Annotated in this window: 11 protein-coding genes; 5 read left to right on the forward strand and 6 right to left on the reverse strand. The window is 55.0% G+C overall.

Annotation, left to right across the window (positions count from 1 at the left end):
* Window positions 1–95: 95 nt before the first annotated feature.
* A complete protein-coding gene (gene galF / locus PGR29_RS05725) occupies window positions 96–986 on the reverse strand; it encodes a UTP--glucose-1-phosphate uridylyltransferase GalF (RefSeq protein WP_015706060.1) in 891 nt (296 codons plus the stop codon).
* Window positions 987–1,840: 854 nt separating this feature from the next.
* Between galF and PGR29_RS05730 the strand changes: the two genes are divergently transcribed.
* On the forward strand, window positions 1,841–3,427 hold the full coding sequence (locus PGR29_RS05730) for a TerC family protein (protein WP_316424219.1): 1,587 nt from the start codon (window positions 1,841–1,843) through the stop codon (window positions 3,425–3,427).
* Window positions 3,428–3,475: 48 nt separating this feature from the next.
* On the opposite strand, the gene asmA is transcribed toward PGR29_RS05730, so the two are convergent.
* The 4 genes from asmA to alkA form a co-directional block, all read right to left on the reverse strand.
* A complete protein-coding gene (gene asmA / locus PGR29_RS05735) occupies window positions 3,476–5,323 on the reverse strand; it encodes an outer membrane assembly protein AsmA (protein ID WP_316424220.1) in 1,848 nt (615 codons plus the stop codon).
* A 27-nt stretch (window positions 5,324–5,350) separates the two neighbouring features.
* Entirely contained in the window at window positions 5,351–5,932 is a 582-nt protein-coding gene (gene dcd, locus PGR29_RS05740) for a dCTP deaminase (RefSeq protein WP_015365790.1), read from the reverse strand.
* A 90-nt stretch (window positions 5,933–6,022) separates the two neighbouring features.
* Window positions 6,023–6,664: a uridine kinase gene (udk, locus tag PGR29_RS05745; protein WP_271031453.1), complete on the reverse strand. Its 642-nt coding sequence runs from the start codon at window positions 6,662–6,664 to the stop codon at window positions 6,023–6,025.
* A 114-nt stretch (window positions 6,665–6,778) separates the two neighbouring features.
* On the reverse strand, window positions 6,779–7,627 hold the full coding sequence (gene alkA / locus PGR29_RS05750) for a DNA-3-methyladenine glycosylase 2 (RefSeq protein WP_316424221.1): 849 nt from the start codon (window positions 7,625–7,627) through the stop codon (window positions 6,779–6,781).
* A gap of 135 nt (window positions 7,628–7,762) precedes the next feature.
* Between alkA and yegD the strand changes: the two genes are divergently transcribed.
* Window positions 7,763–9,115, forward strand: coding sequence for a molecular chaperone (yegD, locus tag PGR29_RS05755; RefSeq protein ID WP_316424222.1), 1,353 nt, complete (start codon window positions 7,763–7,765; stop codon window positions 9,113–9,115).
* A gap of 102 nt (window positions 9,116–9,217) precedes the next feature.
* Here yegD and PGR29_RS05760 read toward each other — a convergent pair whose 3' ends face one another.
* On the reverse strand, window positions 9,218–9,277 hold the full coding sequence (locus PGR29_RS05760) for a type I toxin-antitoxin system Ibs family toxin (RefSeq protein WP_113373696.1): 60 nt from the start codon (window positions 9,275–9,277) through the stop codon (window positions 9,218–9,220).
* Window positions 9,278–9,530: 253 nt separating this feature from the next.
* On the opposite strand from PGR29_RS05760, the gene PGR29_RS05765 reads away from it, so the two are divergent.
* Genes PGR29_RS05765 through mdtC form a run of 3 tightly spaced genes read left to right on the forward strand, consistent with a single transcriptional unit; the run spans window position 9,531 to window position 16,975 of the window.
* Window positions 9,531–10,775, forward strand: coding sequence for an MdtA/MuxA family multidrug efflux RND transporter periplasmic adaptor subunit (locus tag PGR29_RS05765; RefSeq protein WP_308958649.1), 1,245 nt, complete (start codon window positions 9,531–9,533; stop codon window positions 10,773–10,775).
* The gene (locus PGR29_RS05770; protein ID WP_213794953.1) at window positions 10,775–13,897 is read left to right on the forward strand and encodes an MdtB/MuxB family multidrug efflux RND transporter permease subunit; all 3,123 of its coding nucleotides are present in this window, start codon (window positions 10,775–10,777) and stop codon (window positions 13,895–13,897) included. The genes PGR29_RS05765 and PGR29_RS05770 overlap by 1 nt, the downstream gene beginning before the upstream one ends.
* On the forward strand, window positions 13,898–16,975 hold the full coding sequence (gene mdtC, locus PGR29_RS05775; RefSeq protein ID WP_316424223.1) for a multidrug efflux RND transporter permease subunit MdtC: 3,078 nt from the start codon (window positions 13,898–13,900) through the stop codon (window positions 16,973–16,975). It abuts the gene before it with no gap.
* The last annotated feature ends 1 nt before the right edge of the window (window position 16,976 follow it).

Raw genomic sequence — 16,976 nt, forward strand, 5'->3', positions numbered from 1 at the left:
GGTTTCATTTCAGTTGGATCTTATAATGCTGGCGTGGCTCTCAACATCGTGATGTCACCAGCACGCCAGCTCTCGCTCGTATTAACCGTTTAGTTTCACGCCAGCAGCTTTTTGATGCTCTCGCGGAATTTGGTTCCTTCTTTATGGTTACGTAAGCCGTAGCTTACAAACGCCTGCATGTAACCCATTTTTTTGCCGCAATCGTAGCTCTCGCCGGTCATCAACATGGCATCGACAGACTGTTTCTTCGCCAGGGCAGCAATAGCGTCTGTCAGCTGAATACGACCCCATGCGCCAGGTTCAGTACGCTCAAGTTCTTCCCAGATATCAGCGGATAGCACATAACGGCCAACGGCCATCAGGTCGGAGTCGAGCGTTTGCGGTTCGTCTGGTTTTTCAATAAATTCAACAATACGGCCAATCTCCCCTTCCACTTTCAAGCCATCTTTGGTTTGAATGACGGAATACTCGGAGAGATCGCCTGGCATACGTTTGGCCAGAACCTGGCTGCGCCCGGTTTCATTAAACCGCGCTACCATTGCCGCGAGGTTATAACGCAGTGGATCCGCGCTTGCGCCATCAAGAATGATATCCGGTAACACCACAACAAATGGATTATTGCCAACCGCCGGACGCGCACAGAGGATAGAGTGACCCAGGCCCAGTTGCTGGCCTTGTCGAACGTTCATTATTGTTACGCCTGGCGGACAAATCGCCTGCACTTCGGCTAATAATTGGCGCTTAACACGTTGCTCCAGCAGCGCTTCCAGCTCATAGGAGGTATCGAAATGGTTTTCAACAGCATTCTTAGATGAATGGGTGACCAGCACAATTTCTTTGATTCCGGCGGCGACAATCTCATCGACGATATACTGAACCATCGGCTTATCAACGATCGGCAGCATCTCTTTCGGTATCGCTTTGGTCGCAGGCAACATATGCATCCCTAACCCTGCTACCGGAATAATTGCTTTCAAACTCACCATTATTTCATCCACCTATATGGTTATAAACTTTCGAATTTTTGTCAGAACGTTGATGTCACTGGCATTTGTTTGTGATGGTACAGCATCGTACCGTGCACGACTTTAACCAAAATCCTAAATTACTCTCTTAGTCCAAGAATACACGCAAAAAATGCTAGCTGACAGGTAGCTTTAAGAAAATTCTCACACTTTTGTCCTGGCCAATCGCCGCTTGAGGAAATAGAGCAAAAACAACGTTTAATACATTGTTATTTAACAATAATAATTGACAAACTCTCCTGATGATAAGCTACTGTCTTTGCGGATTTAACACCATCATTCTTAAAAATGACAGTGATGAGCCACTTCAGGAAAAGTCAAATCCCACGCGAAATAGCAATTTGCCGATAGCAATCAGTAAAATCGTCTAAACTTTGGACAAAAGCTTCTCTGACTAACCTTCTTACCCGCGGATTAACCCGTTGACCATCGCTGATACTGCTGCTTTTATGCAACAATGAGCCATCTTAAGGGTCTTATTAAACCCGAGTCCTGACAAGCTACGGAATTCAGTAGGAATATTCCCCTTAATAACATTTTGGTGAAAAATACGGCAATATTTTGGCATTGCCCGTAGTTAATAACTCTTCCTTATCCTTGCTATTACCGCACAGTAATTGCATGGATTTCTAATTAATTCCGAAACAGCCCAGATAGATCTTAAACGCCCGATATTTAACCATCGTTTATTACGTTATAACTTTCGTTTGTATCCCAACCCACTGCCCATTGCTGCGATAAAACGTTGCATTTTACCTGGCGCTTATCCATGATCGGTAGATGATTCGATTAGGTTGTAAAGGTTCTTAGTGATTATGGAATGGATTGCCGATCCCTCAATCTGGGCTGGTCTCATTACGCTTGTGGTTATCGAACTGGTTCTGGGGATAGATAACCTGGTATTTATTGCGATCCTTGCCGAAAAGCTCCCCCCTGCTCAGCGCGATCGTGCACGCGTTACCGGTCTGTTGTTGGCAATGGTGATGCGTCTGGTTCTGCTGGCGTCAATTTCCTGGTTAGTCACCCTCACCACACCGCTCTTCAACTGGCATGACTTAGGCTTCAGCGCCCGTGATTTAATTATGTTATTCGGCGGGTTGTTCCTGTTGTTTAAAGCCACCGTAGAGCTTAATGAGCGGCTGGAAGGAAAAGACAGCAATAACCCCACCCAGCGTAAAGGCGCGAAGTTCTGGGGCGTGGTGACGCAAATAGTCGTGCTTGATGCCATTTTCTCGCTGGATTCGGTCATTACCGCAGTGGGTATGGTTGATCATCTGGCGGTGATGATGGCCGCGGTCATTATCGCCATTACGCTGATGTTAATGGCCAGCAAAGCCCTTACCCGCTTTGTCAACAGCCACCCCACGATTGTCATTCTGTGCCTGAGCTTTTTGCTGATGATCGGTTTTAGCCTGATCGCCGAAGGATTTGGCTTCCCAATCCCGAAAGGCTATCTGTATGCCGCCATCGGTTTCTCGGTAATGATCGAATCGTTCAACCAGTTAGCCATCTTCAATCGCCGACGCTTCCTCACAGCCAACCTCACCATGCGGCAGCGGACGACTGAGGCGGTGATGAATCTACTAAGCGGGCGTAAAGAGAACGCTGAGCTTGATGCTGAGACGGCAACCATGGTCGCCGACCAGGGAGAAAACCCGCTGTTTAATCCGCAGGAACGCTTAATGATTGAGCGCGTCCTGAATCTGAATCAACGCACCGTCAGCAGCATTATGACTTCACGTCATGATATCGAGCACATCGACTTAAGTGCGCCCGAAGAGGAAGTTCGCGCACTGCTGGAGAAAAACCAGCATACCCGAATTGTCGTCACCGGCGGCAACGACAATGAAGATCTTTTAGGAGTTGTTCATGTTATCGACTTGCTACAGCAGTCGTTACGTAATGAGCCGCTCGATTTACACATTTTGCTGCGCCAACCACTTATTTTCCCGGAGACCTTGCCGTTGCTCCCGGCGCTGGAGCAGTTCCGCCTGGCGCGGACGCACTTTGCTTTTGTGGTTGACGAATTTGGCTCCGTTGAAGGGCTTGTAACCATCAGCGATGTTATGGAAACCATTGCGGGTAATCTGCCTAATGAAGTGGAAGAGATCGATGCTCGTCATGATATTCACAAAAATGCCGATGGCAGTTGGACCGCTAACGGCCATATGCCGCTGGAAGATCTGGTGCAGTACGTTCCACTGCCGTTGGATGATAAGCGTGAGTACCACACGATTGCCGGGTTACTGATGGAGTATTTGCAGCATATTCCTGCCGCTGGCGAGGAAGTGAAAATCGGCGGTTATACCCTGCGTACACTGGAAGTTGAAAGCCATAGGGTGCAGAAAGTACAGATTATCCCGCCGGTTGAAGTAGAAGATGAATTAGATTATGAAGTGTAAATGAAGTTGAGGGCTCAGCCGCCGCGAGCAACTCGCGGCGGCTGATGATTACAGCTTATCGAGTAGTTTCTTCACGTCTTTGCCGTTCTGGCTATTACTATTGCGTTCCGCCCACTCATTCAAACGCTGTCTAGCTTCATCCTGCAACTGCTTGCGCAGGATCTGATCTACCTGCAGGCTATAGCTTAACGACTGCCACTTACCATAAATGCGCAGCGGAATTGCCGTCTGCTTGAGGCGATCAATAAGCTTGCTTTCGCCTTTCCAGCCACCTAACACCCGCACGTTGAAATGCATGTCGCAATCCTCTGCGAGCAGATTCAGATTGCCTTGTCCATTCAACGCCATCATTGCCGACTGTCCCTGCAAGTCGTTAAGCGTTATCTGGCCATTGTTCAGGGTTAAATCACTGCTTAGTGCGTCAAGCTGAGTTGCGTTATCGAAGTTTTCCTGCGCCTGAACATTGGTGCTCCTCGCTACAGCCTGCTGTACTAGCTGCTGGAAGTTGAGCCCTTCGGTACGCGTATCCTTCATTTGCAGCTGCGCCTGTCCACGCCAGTTGCGACGGAAGTCATCTGCATCAATGCGCGGCCCGGAGAAATCCCCATTCAGGGATAATTTCCCCGTCAGGCTAATCGGGTAGTTAAACGCCTGCAAGATGGTACCGATTTCTACATTATCCAGTTGCGGTTGGAAAGCAGCATGCGCAGTGTTGCCTCTGACATCCAGCACCCCAGGTAACGAGAGATGCCCTTCCCCCAGACTACCCTGCAGTTGTTTCACCGTCAGCAGCCCCTGCTGGTTAGTGATATCACTCTTCACCTGGCTGAATCGCATACCACGCCACTGCACCTGGTCCGCCGAAATCGCCAGCTGGCCGTTAAAGCCAAGCAGACTATGATAATCCTGCTGGATATCGCTATCGGCAATCACAGGGCGCAACTGTCTCGGCTGGCTTTGTCCACGCTGATCGGCATTGCCTTCATTAGCCGCCGCGCTTTGCGCAAGCAAACTATCCAGATTCAGAGTGGTTGCCTTCAGATTTAGCAGCCAGTCAGGTTTATCCCCCAGCACAACGCTACCGCTACCGGTAATTGCGCTGCCATTAGCAGTGAGATTGAGATTGTCGAAATTGAGTTTTTTCGCCTCTTCAATCCAGCTGGCTTGCAAACTTCCTTGCCCGCTCAGGCCGTCCGGCGGCAACTCCGCACCACGTACCTGCCAGTTGAGCTGCGAAAAATCCGCTTTCAGAGAGTGAGGATAATCGCCGCCCTGGACCTGGGCTGTAAACGACAACGCTAAGTCACGTTGATCGCGATTGACCCTGCCGGAGAAATCAACCGTCGCCAGATGGTTGTCATCCTGCTCCATTTGTAAGCGTATATCGCGCACGGTGACCTGTTCGCCATTTTCATGCTGGAAGAACAGGACACTATCGGCCACCTGCAGTTTACGGACATCGTATGACCATCCGCGATCTTGCGGCGCCTGCGGCAACGTATTGTCATGCGGCACCACCGGCGCGTTCTGGTTTCGCACCGCTTCCGTTTTCGCGGTAAGCTGAATGACCGCGCCTTTCAACATCACCTGCTTCACCTGCAGTTGGTGAGAAAGTAGCGGCATCAGCGCAACATCCAGCCGCATGTTATCGGCACGCACCACCGGTTCGGAAGCGCCTGGCGCCGTCAGCGCCATACGGCCGGAGAGAATACTCAGCTGCGGCCAAACATGCCAACGCAGCGGCCCGTCAAGCTTCAGTTGATAGCCGCTACGCTCCGCCACTTCCTGCACCATATAGTTGCGGAAGTCATTAGGGTTGACCAGCAGCACCAGCGCAGCGAGCCCCGCGACAATGACGGTCAACAAGATCATCAGCGTGGTCAGAATTCGTCTCATGGCATCCTCGATAAGCCGCTAACTTTATCAATCCTTGTCAATTCGACTAGCCACCGCGCCCTGCTGGTCGCGATATTTAGCGTCTTCACGGCGGTTATATGGCCGAGCCGCCGGGCCCGAAAGCGGCTCGAAGCTTAGCGCGCCGATGGGCATTCCCGGGCGCAACGCCAATGGCAGCTTGCCGGAATTATAGAATTCCAGCACGATGCAGCCAGACCAGCCAGGATCAATACGGTGCGCAGTGACGTGAACCATGAGTCCGAGACGCGCCAGCGACGAACGGCCATCAAGCCAGCCGACGAGGTCTGCCGGAAGCGTTACAGACTCATAAGTCACTGCCAGCGCTAATTCTCCAGGATGAAGATAGAAAGCCTCGCCTTCCGGCAATACGATCTCTTCGCTCATGACCCGGTCCAGCGCCGCGCTCACTTCCGCCTTCGGGCCGCTCAGGTCAATAAATGGCGCCGTATGACCGCGGAAAGTACGGAATTTATTGCCTAAGCGAACGTCAACGGTGGCGCCGTTAATTCGATCCACCGGCGGGCGCGGGCTGATTGCCAGGCGCCCTTCATCCAACCAGGCTTCTATATCTCGGTCACACAGACGCATGAGCTTTCTCCTTTAAGGCATCTAGCCCTTACGCTTTCCGGGAATAAGGGCAATTGGGATTCTCTTTGCACGTTACACAATTAGTACGTGTTATTCAAAGAACTGACTGATTTTGGCCTTCAGAATATCGATGGCAATACGGTTTTTACCGCCGCGCGGGACAATAATGTCAGCATATTGCTTGGAAGGTTCAATAAATTGCAGGAACATTGGCCGCACCGTCTTCTGATACTGCGCCATCACCGAGTCCATGGAACGGCCACGTTCATTAACATCACGCTTGATGCGGCGCATCAGACAGATATCCAGCGGGGTATCGACGAAAATAGAGAAGTTTAATTCATTGCGCAGTCTGGCATCCGTCAACAGCAGGATCCCCTCCAGAATGATCACTTTCTTCGGTTGAATATGAATAGTTTCCGGCATACGCGTATGTTCAACATAGCTATACACGGGTAATTCAATTGGCTGGCCGCTTTTCAGCGTCTGCAAATGCTGGAACAGCAAGCTATGGTCCATCGAGCTCGGATGGTCATAGTTGGTTTTTACACGCTCTTCCATCGACAGATGGCTTTGATCTTTGTAATAGCTGTCTTCTGGAATAACGCCAATATGCTCATCGCCAACTTGTTCACGTAATTCACGATAAAGTGTGCTGGCGATAAGGCTTTTGCCCGAAGCCGATGCGCCGGCGATGCCTATAATGACGCACTGATGAGACGTATCAGTCATAAATTTTTGCGACCCGATTAACCTGGATGTAGATGGAGGGTGACGGTTGACCGTCAAACGCGGCAATTATAGGGATTTCAGGGCGGCGATACCAGTGATATGCGCCCTGTACGCCTATTCCTCGTCCGGTGTCCAGCCTTCGGTATACCAGATATGCAATAAAGCATAGGAGCGCCAGGGCTGCCAGCGGCTGGCATAGCGGGCAATACGCGCAGGCGTCATTCCAGGAAAACGCTGTTTAATCAGATAGTCATCGGGCAGAAAAATATCTTTTGCCTGCCAACCGCGCAGCGCGTAGTAATTTGCCGTCCAACGACCAATGCCAGGCAGGCTCTGCAACTGCTTCATACCGGTTGCAATATCAGCAGGCGCCGATAGCGGCAATTCACCGCTCAATGCCGCTTTGCCAAGGTGAATCAATGCCTCCGCGCGGCGAAGCGGCATCCCCAACGCCTTGAGCGCCAAAGGGTCGGCTTGCGCTAGTTTCTGTGGCTCAGGGAAGACAACATAGCCTGGCGCTTCACTTAACGCTTCTCCATAGACCGCGACCACTTTTGCCGTCAGCTTCGCTGCCATCGCTACACTCACCAGTTGACCGAGCACCGCACGCACCGCCTGTTCGAACGCATCCAGCGCCCCCGGCAAGCGAAGTCCTGGTCGCGGCTGCGCCAGTTTGCCTAAGGTTTGCGAAACCTCCTGCGGGTCGCAGGCCAAATCCAACAGTTGCGTTACGCGCGCCAGACACTGGTCTGCTACCGGTAATAGTCCGCGAGAGAGCGTCACCCGGAAACCCTGGCCGCATTCATCCGCTTTAACCGAGATCAATCCACGATGTCCATCGATACTAAAGCTGCGGGTATATTCATCTTCATGGAAGGTTTCAATTCCCGCCACCGCACGCGCGCTAAGAAACGCGAACATCCATCGCCAGTCATAGGGGGGTTGCCAGGGTAATAATGTCATGCACTCTCCTTATTAATCGCAACAAGCATAGATGCTCTGCGCCAGATGCGCCTTGCTTTTAAATTCCAGTTGTCGGCATGGCGGCAATCCGCTAAAGTCGCCCCCCTTCTTCACTGGCATGGGGATTTTCCGGTTATGTTTATTGGTTTTGACTATGGTACCGCCAACTGTTCGGTTGCCGTTATGCAGGGTGGCAGCCCACGGCTTTTAACGCTGGAAAACGGTAGCCCATTGCTGCCGTCGATGCTTTGCGCCCCGACGCGCGAAGCGGTCAGCGAATGGCTTTACCGCCATCACAATGTCCCGGCCGACGGCGCGGAAAACCAGGCGCTGCTACGACGCGCCATTAATTATAACCGTGATGAAGATATCGAAGTCCTCAGCAACAGCGTTCAGTTCGGACTCGCCTCTCTGCATCAATACGTTGACGATCCGGAAGAGGTCTACTTCGTTAAGTCGCCAAAGTCGTTTCTTGGCGCTAATGGTCTTAAACCCCAGCAGGTCGCTTTATTTGAAGATCTGGTCTGCGCGATGATGCTGCATATTAAACAGCAGGCGCAGTCTCAGCTTAGCGAGCAGATTACCCAGGCGGTCATTGGTCGACCGATTAACTTTCAGGGTCTTGGCGGCGATGACGCTAACGCGCAAGCCCAAGGAATCCTTGAGCGGGCAGCGAAACGCGCTGGCTTCAACGATGTCGTGTTTCAGTTTGAACCCGTTGCAGCGGGGTTAGATTTTGAAGCCACGCTCGACGACGAAAAACGCGTGCTGGTCGTCGATATCGGCGGCGGTACCACCGACTGCTCGCTGCTGTTGATGGGGCCACAGTGGCGGCAGAAAGCCGAACGTCAGGATAGCCTGCTCGGCCACAGCGGCTGCCGTATCGGCGGTAACGATCTCGATATCGCCCTGGCCTTCAAATGCCTGATGCCGTTACTCGGCATGGGCGGCGAAACGGAAAAAGGCATCGCGCTGCCTGTACTGCCCTGGTGGAATGCGGTGGCGATTAACGACGTCCCGGCGCAGAGCGATTTTTACAGCGCCGCCAACGGTCGTATGCTTAATGACCTGCTGCGCGACGCTCGTGATGCCGACAAGGTCGCACTGCTGCTTAAAGTCTGGCGACAGCGTCTGAGCTATCGCCTGGTGCGCAGCGCGGAAGAGAGCAAAATCGCCCTTTCCGCTCAGCCGGATTTCAACGCCGAACTGCCGTTTATCAGCGATGAGCTGGCAACCGCTATCAGCCAGCAGGGGCTGGAAGAGGCGCTCAATCAACCGCTGGCTCGCATTATGGAGCAGGTAAAGTTAGCGCTGGAAAGCAGTCAAGAAACCCCGGACGTTATCTATCTCACCGGCGGTAGCGCACGATCGCCGTTAATTAAGAACGCGCTGGCCGCGCAGCTGCCGGGGATACCGATCGCCGGCGGCGATGATTTTGGTTCCGTTACCGCCGGGCTTGCCCGCTGGGCGCAGGTGGTTTTCGCCTGAAACGCGAGCGCCATTCGGTAACCTGAGTTGACTTTGCCGCTTTTTCGTCCTAATTTGCAGGATGAAGGGTAAGGGAGGATTTCTCCTCCCCCTGATACACTGTTAGTAAGTCGGGAAACTTATCAGTAACAGCACTATCAGTATGATGACCAGATTCATCATAACCCTTTCCTTATTTAAGGCCCCTTCCTCAGGAGGGGCTTTCCTGTATTTAGCCTCCGCTAAATCAAGCTGACGTTACCATGCCGCGTCTGACACATTTCTTTTCAGCGTTCGGCTTTGCGAGCCTCCTCGTGAAAGCCCGCCAATTCAGACCTTTCCATACGCTCTTTTCATAATTCCTCCATTTTTGCGGGGCGTTCCGTTACTAAACTAGTATCATTCAGCGAAAGCTTCAGGATGAGATAGCAAAACAATGAAAAGCAGTAACACACTTCGTTGGGGAATAGTCCTGACGGTAATTTTGGCGGCGGGAGCCGCCTATTGGTTCTGGCACGATCGCTCCGAAGAGACAACCGCAGGTGCCGCTGGCGCAAGTCAGCAAGGAGCAAAAGCGCCTGCCGGGGCGCGTCACGGGCGTTTTGGGGCAACGCTGGCCCCGGTGCAGGCGGCAACCGCCACCAGCGAAGCCGTCCCCCGCTACCTTACTGGTCTTGGGACCATCACCGCGGCGAATACCGTCACAGTGCGCAGTCGGGTTGACGGCCAGTTACTGAGTATTCATTTCCAGGAAGGTCAGCAGGTCAAAGCCGGCGATCTGCTGGCGCAAATCGATCCCAGCCAGTTCAAGGTGGCGCTGGCCCAGGCGCAGGGGCAGCTTGCCAAAGATAACGCCACCCTCGCAAACGCACGCCGCGATCTCGCCCGCTATCAACAACTGGTGAAAACAAATCTTATCTCCCGTCAGGAGCTGGATACCCAGCAGTCACTGGTGGTCGAATCCGCCGGTACGGTTAAAGCCGATCAGGCCGCCGTCGCCAGTGCGCAACTGCAGCTGGACTGGACCCGCATCACCGCGCCGATTGACGGGCGCGTGGGCCTGAAGCAGGTCGATATCGGCAACCAAATTTCCAGTGGCGACACCACCGGTATTGTCGTTCTCACGCAAACTCACCCTATCGATTTGGTCTTTACCCTGCCGGAAAGCGATATCGCCACCGTGGTACAGGCGCAGAAAGCTGGTAAAACGCTGAGCGTCGAGGCCTGGGACCGAACCAATAAACAGAAGATCAGTACAGGCAGCCTGCTGAGCCTCGATAACCAAATCGATGCCACTACCGGCACTATTAAGCTTAAGGCCCGCTTTAATAACCTCGATGACGCATTGTTCCCGAATCAGTTCGTCAACGCCAGAATGCTGGTGGATACCGAGCAGGATGCGGTCGTGATCCCCACCGCCGCGCTACAAATGGGCAATGAGGGGCACTTCGTATGGGTGCTGAACAGTGAGAATAAAGTCAGCAAACATACGGTTACGCCGGGTATTCAGGATAGCCAAAAAGTGGTGATTAACGCCGGACTGTCAGCGGGAGACCGGGTGGTGACCGATGGTATCGACCGCCTGACCGAAGGCGCTAAGGTCGAAGTCGTCGATGCTCACAGCGCCGCGCCGGAACAACCTGCCGCCCGCCAGAGTGGTAAAAACGGAGCGGGCGCCTGATGCAAGTCTTACCCCCGAGCAGTACGGGCGGCCCCTCCAGGCTGTTTATTATGCGTCCGGTGGCGACAACGCTACTAATGGTCGCCATTCTGCTGGCCGGGATTATCGGCTATCGCTTCCTGCCGGTCTCCGCGCTGCCGGAAGTTGACTACCCAACCATTCAGGTGGTGACACTCTACCCCGGCGCCAGCCCGGATGTGGTGACGTCATCGATTACCGCGCCGCTGGAACGCCAGTTTGGCCAGATGTCCGGCCTTAAGCAGATGTCCTCGCAAAGTTCGGGCGGCGCGTCGGTCATCACCCTGCAGTTCCAGCTGACCCTGGCGCTGGATGTCGCCGAACAGGAAGTGCAGGCGGCCATCAACGCCGCGACCAATCTGCTGCCGTCTGATTTACCCAACCCGCCGGTTTACAGCAAAGTGAATCCGGCGGATCCGCCGATCATGACCCTGGCCGTCACCTCCAGCGCGATGCCGATGACGCAGGTCGAAGATATGGTGGAAACTCGGGTGGCGCAGAAGATTTCTCAGGTTTCCGGCGTCGGTCTGGTGACGCTTGCCGGCGGCCAGCGTCCTGCGGTACGCGTTAAGCTCAATGCCCAGGCGATCGCCGCGTTAGGTTTGACCAGCGAAACCGTGCGTACCGCTATTACCAGCGCCAACGTGAATTCAGCGAAAGGTAGTCTTGACGGCCCGGCCCGCGCGGTCACCCTTTCCGCCAACGATCAGATGCAGTCGGCAGAAGATTACCGTCGGCTGATTATCGCCTATCAGAACGGCGCGCCGATCCGTCTTGGCGATGTCGCGACCATCGAACAGGGCGCCGAGAACGCCTGGCTGGGGGCGTGGGCCAATAAGCAGCGGGCGATCGTAATGAACGTCCAGCGCCAGCCGGGAGCGAACATCATCGCCACCGCCGACAGCATCCGCCAGATGCTACCGCAACTGACCGAGAGCCTGCCTAAATCCGTTAAGGTACAGGTGCTTTCTGACCGCACCACCAATATTCGCGCGTCGGTCAGCGATACCCAGTTCGAATTGCTGCTGGCCATCGCGCTGGTGGTGATGATCATTTATCTCTTCTTACGCAATGTCCCGGCGACAATCATCCCCGGCGTCGCCGTGCCGCTGTCGCTGGTCGGCACCTTCGCGGTCATGGTGTTCCTCGATTTTTCGATTAACAACCTGACGCTAATGGCATTGACCATCGCTACCGGTTTCGTAGTCGATGACGCCATCGTGGTCATTGAAAACATCTCCCGCTATATCGAAAAAGGTGAAAAACCGCTCGCCGCCGCGCTGAAAGGCGCGGGGGAAATCGGCTTCACGATTATTTCATTAACCTTCTCGCTGATTGCCGTACTGATCCCGCTGCTGTTTATGGGTGATATCGTTGGGCGATTGTTCCGCGAATTCGCCATTACCCTCGCGGTGGCGATTCTGATTTCAGCGGTGGTCTCGCTGACCCTGACGCCAATGATGTGCGCGCGGATGTTAAGCCACGAATCGCTGCGCAAACAAAACCGCTTTTCGCGGGCCAGCGAGCGTTTCTTCGAGCGGGTGATTGCCGTCTATGGCCGCTGGCTAAGCCGGGTACTGAACCACCCATGGCTAACGTTGAGCGTAGCGTTAAGCACCCTGGCGTTATCGATTCTGCTGTGGGTCTTTATCCCGAAAGGCTTCTTCCCAATCCAGGATAACGGCATTATTCAGGGCACCTTACAGGCCCCGCAGTCGGTGTCGTTCGCCAGTATGGCGCAACGCCAGCAGCAGGTATCCGATCTGATTCTGAAAGATCCGGCGGTTGAAAGCCTGACGTCGTTCGTCGGCGTTGATGGCACCAATCCGGCGCTGAACAGCGCGCGTCTGCAGATTAACCTTAAACCACTGGATGAACGCGACGATCGCGTGCAAACGGTCATCAGTCGTCTACAGCAATCGGTGGCAAGCGTCCCTGGTATTGAGCTCTATCTCCAGCCAACGCAGGATCTGACTATCGATACCACAGTCAGCCGAACTCAGTATCAGTTTACCCTGCAGGCTAACTCGCTTGATGCGCTGAGCAACTGGGTGCCGCAATTGCTGTCGCGCCTGCAATCCTTACCCCAGCTTGCCGACGTCAGCAGCGACTGGCAGGATAAAGGGCTCGCGGCTTATATTAATGTCGATCGCGATAGCGCCAGCCGGCTGGGTATTTCCATGGCGGATGTCGATAACGCGCTGTATAACGCCTTTGGCCAACGGCTGATCTCGACAATTTATACCCAGGCCAACCAATATCGCGTGGTACTGGAGCACGACACCCAGGCGACGCCGGGGCTGGCGGCGCTGGATAATATCCGCCTCACCAGCAGCGACGGCGGCATCGTGCCGCTGAAATCCATCGCCAGCGTCGAGCAACGCTTTACCCCGCTGTCGGTTAACCATCTCGATCAGTTCCCGGTGACCACCATTTCATTCAACGTGCCGAATAACTACTCCCTCGGCGAAGCGGTAGAGGCTATTTTGTCAGCCGAGCAGTCGCTGGATTTCCCAACCGACATCCGCACCCAGTTCCAGGGCAGTTCCCTCGCGTTCCAGTCGGCGCTCGGTAGCACCGTCTGGCTGGTCGTCGCGGCGGTCGTCGCCATGTATATCGTCCTCGGCGTACTGTACGAAAGCTTCATTCATCCCATCACCATTCTTTCAACCCTGCCGACCGCGGGCGTCGGGGCGCTGCTGGCGCTATGGCTGGCCGGTAGCGAGCTGGACGTGATTGCCATCATCGGCATCATTCTGCTGATTGGTATCGTGAAGAAAAACGCCATCATGATGATTGACTTTGCCCTCGCCGCCGAGCGCGAACAGGGAATGCCGCCGCGCGAAGCCATTTATCAGGCCTGCCTGCTGCGCTTCCGTCCAATTCTGATGACCACCCTCGCCGCCCTGCTTGGCGCGCTACCGTTGATGCTTAGTACCGGCGTCGGCGCCGAATTGCGCCGTCCACTGGGCATCGGTATGGTCGGTGGCCTGATGCTCAGCCAGGTACTGACGTTATTCACCACGCCGGTCATTTATCTGCTGTTCGATCGGTTATCGCTGTATATGAAGAGCCGCTTCCCGCGCCGTGAAGAGGAGGCGTAAGTGAAGTTTTTCGCTCTCTTCATTTATCGTCCGGTGGCGACGATTCTTATCTCGCTGGCGATTACCCTGTGTGGGATCCTCGGATTCCGCCTGCTGCCGGTCGCGCCGCTGCCGCAGGTGGATTTCCCGGTGATCATGATTAGCGCCTCGCTGCCCGGCGCCTCGCCGGAAACCATGGCCTCATCGGTGGCAACACCGCTGGAACGCTCGCTGGGGCGCATTGCCGGGGTCAATGAAATGACCTCGTCGAGCTCGCTTGGCAGTACCCGCATCATCATGGAGTTTAATTTCGATCGCGATATTAACGGCGCCGCCCGCGACGTGCAGGCGGCGATTAATGCCGCGCAAAGCCTGCTGCCGAGCGGGATGCCCAGCCGCCCCACGTATCGCAAAGCTAACCCGTCCGATGCGCCGATCATGATCCTGACGCTCACCTCGGATACCTATTCGCAGGGCGAGTTGTACGATTTCGCGTCAACCCAGCTGGCGCAAACCATCGCGCAGATTGACGGCGTCGGCGATGTCGACGTCGGCGGCAGCTCACTGCCGGCGGTGCGCGTCGATCTTAACCCGCAGGCGCTATTTAACCAGGGCGTCTCACTGGATGCCGTGCGCAGCGCCATTGATAACGCCAACGTGCGTCGCCCGCAGGGCGCGCTGGAAGATGAAACCCATCGCTGGCAGGTGCAGACCAATGATGAACTGAAAACCGCGGCGGAATATTTGCCGGTGATCGTCCACTACAACAACGGCGCGGCGGTACGCCTTGGCGACGTGGCAAAAGTGACGGATTCAGTGCAGGATGTGCGTAACGCCGGGATGACCAACGCCAAACCAGCGATCCTGTTAATGATTCGCAAGCTGCCGGAAGCCAACATTATTCAGACGGTCGACAGCATCCGCGCCCGCCTTCCTGAGCTACAGCGTACTATCCCGGCCGCCATTGATTTGCAAATCGCCCAGGATCGTTCGCCCACTATCCGCGCTTCGCTGGAAGAGGTCGAACAAACGCTGGTGATCTCGGTCGCGCTGGTGATTCTGGTGGTCTTCCTGTTTTTGCGCTCCGGGCGCGCAACGCTTATCCCGGCCGTCGCCGTACCGGTGTCCTTAATTGGTACCTTCGCCGCCATGTATTTATGCGGTTTCAGCCTCAATAATCTGTCGCTAATGGCGCTGACCATCGCCACCGGTTTCGTTGTCGATGACGCCATCGTGGTGCTGGAGAATATTTCCCGCCATCTTGAGGCGGGAATGAAGCCGCTGCAGGCCGCGTTACAAGGCAGCCGTGAAGTCGGCTTTACCGTGCTGTCGATGAGCCTGTCGCTGGTGGCGGTGTTCTTACCGCTGCTGCTGATGGGTGGCCTGCCGGGGCGCCTGTTGCGCGAGTTCGCCGTCACGCTATCGGTAGCGATCGGTATTTCGCTCGCCGTGTCGCTCACGCTGACGCCAATGATGTGCGGCTGGCTGCTGAAAAGCGGCAAACCTCATGAACCAACGCGGAATCGCGGCTTTGGCCGTCTGCTGGTCACTATTCAGGGGGGCTATGGCAAATCGTTAAAATGGGTGCTGAAGCATAGTCGCCTGACTGGCCTGGTACTGCTCGGTACGATGGCGCTCAGCGTGTGGCTGTATATCGCCATTCCGAAAACCTTCTTCCCGGAGCAGGACACCGGGGTGCTGATGGGCGGAATTCAGGCGGATCAGAGTATTTCCTTCCAGGCGATGCGCGGCAAACTGCAGGACTTTATGAAGATCATCCGCGAGGATCCGGCTGTCGATAACGTGACCGGCTTTACCGGCGGCTCGCGGGTGAATAGCGGTATGATGTTTATCACCCTGAAACCACGCGACCAGCGCCACGAAACGGCGCAGCAAATCATCGACCGGCTGCGAAAAAAGCTGGCGAAAGAGCCCGGCGCGAATCTGTTCCTGATGGCGGTGCAGGATATCCGCGTTGGCGGGCGTCAGTCGAACGCCAGCTACCAGTACACCCTGTTATCGGACGATCTGTCGGCGCTGCGTGAATGGGAGCCGAAAATCCGCAAGGCGCTGGCGGCGCTGCCGGAACTGGCCGACGTTAACTCGGACCAACAGGATAACGGCGCGGAGATGGATCTGGTCTACGACCGCGACACCATGTCACGCCTGGGCGTCAGCGTGCAGGATGCCAACAGCCTGTTAAACAACGCTTTCGGCCAACGGCAAATCTCGACCATCTACCAGCCGCTCAACCAGTACAAAGTGGTAATGGAAGTCGATCCGCTTTATACCCAGGACGTTAGCGCGCTGGAGCATATGTTTGTCATCAGTAAAGACGGGAAACCTATTCCGCTGTCGTATTTCGCCAAATGGCAACCGGCGAACGCGCCGCTTTCGGTCAACCACCAGGGGCTATCGGCCGCCTCGACCATCTCCTTCAACCTGCCGACCGGCAAATCGCTGTCGGAAGCCAGCGACGCCATTGACCGGGCGATGACCCAGCTTGGCGTGCCGTCGAACGTCCGTGGATCCTTTGCCGGCACCGCGCAGGTATTCCAGCAGACGATGAACTCACAGGTGATCCTGATTATCGCCGCCATCGCTACGGTGTATATCGTGCTGGGGATCCTCTACGAAAGCTACGTGCATCCGCTAACGATCCTCTCTACCCTTCCGTCAGCGGGGGTTGGCGCGCTGCTGGCGCTGGAGTTGTTCGGTGCCCCATTCAGCCTAATCGCCCTGATAGGGATCATGCTATTAATTGGCATCGTGAAGAAAAACGCCATCATGATGGTCGATTTCGCCCTTGAAGCGCAGCGCAACGGCAATCTGGCGCCGGAAGAAGCCATCTTCCAGGCCTGCCTACTACGTTTTCGCCCGATCATGATGACCACCCTGGCGGCGCTGTTCGGCGCGCTACCGCTGGTGCTGTCGGGCGGGGATGGTTCAGAGCTGCGGCAGCCGTTGGGGATCACCATCGTCGGCGGTCTGGTCATGAGCCAGCTGCTGACGCTGTACACTACCCCGGTGGTCTATTTGTTCTTTGATCGTCTGCGGCTGCGTTTTACGCGCAAGTCTGCTCAACCGGTAAACGAATAAG

The organism is Klebsiella sp. 141203 (genome assembly GCF_032601985.1).
In the GTDB taxonomy this organism is placed as follows: domain Bacteria; phylum Pseudomonadota; class Gammaproteobacteria; order Enterobacterales; family Enterobacteriaceae; genus Klebsiella; species Klebsiella aerogenes.

Coding starts and splice junctions, on each gene's coding strand:
- galF (WP_015706060.1), bottom strand. CDS start 986: ATGGTGAGTTTGAAAGCAATTATTCCGGTAGCAGGGTTAGGGATGCAT.
- PGR29_RS05730 (WP_316424219.1), top strand. CDS start 1,841: ATGGAATGGATTGCCGATCCCTCAATCTGGGCTGGTCTCATTACGCTT.
- asmA (WP_316424220.1), bottom strand. CDS start 5,323: ATGAGACGAATTCTGACCACGCTGATGATCTTGTTGACCGTCATTGTC.
- dcd (WP_015365790.1), bottom strand. CDS start 5,932: ATGCGTCTGTGTGACCGAGATATAGAAGCCTGGTTGGATGAAGGGCGC.
- udk (WP_271031453.1), bottom strand. CDS start 6,664: ATGACTGATACGTCTCATCAGTGCGTCATTATAGGCATCGCCGGCGCA.
- alkA (WP_316424221.1), bottom strand. CDS start 7,627: ATGACATTATTACCCTGGCAACCCCCCTATGACTGGCGATGGATGTTC.
- yegD (WP_316424222.1), top strand. CDS start 7,763: ATGTTTATTGGTTTTGACTATGGTACCGCCAACTGTTCGGTTGCCGTT.
- PGR29_RS05765 (WP_308958649.1), top strand. CDS start 9,531: ATGAAAAGCAGTAACACACTTCGTTGGGGAATAGTCCTGACGGTAATT.
- PGR29_RS05770 (WP_213794953.1), top strand. CDS start 10,775: ATGCAAGTCTTACCCCCGAGCAGTACGGGCGGCCCCTCCAGGCTGTTT.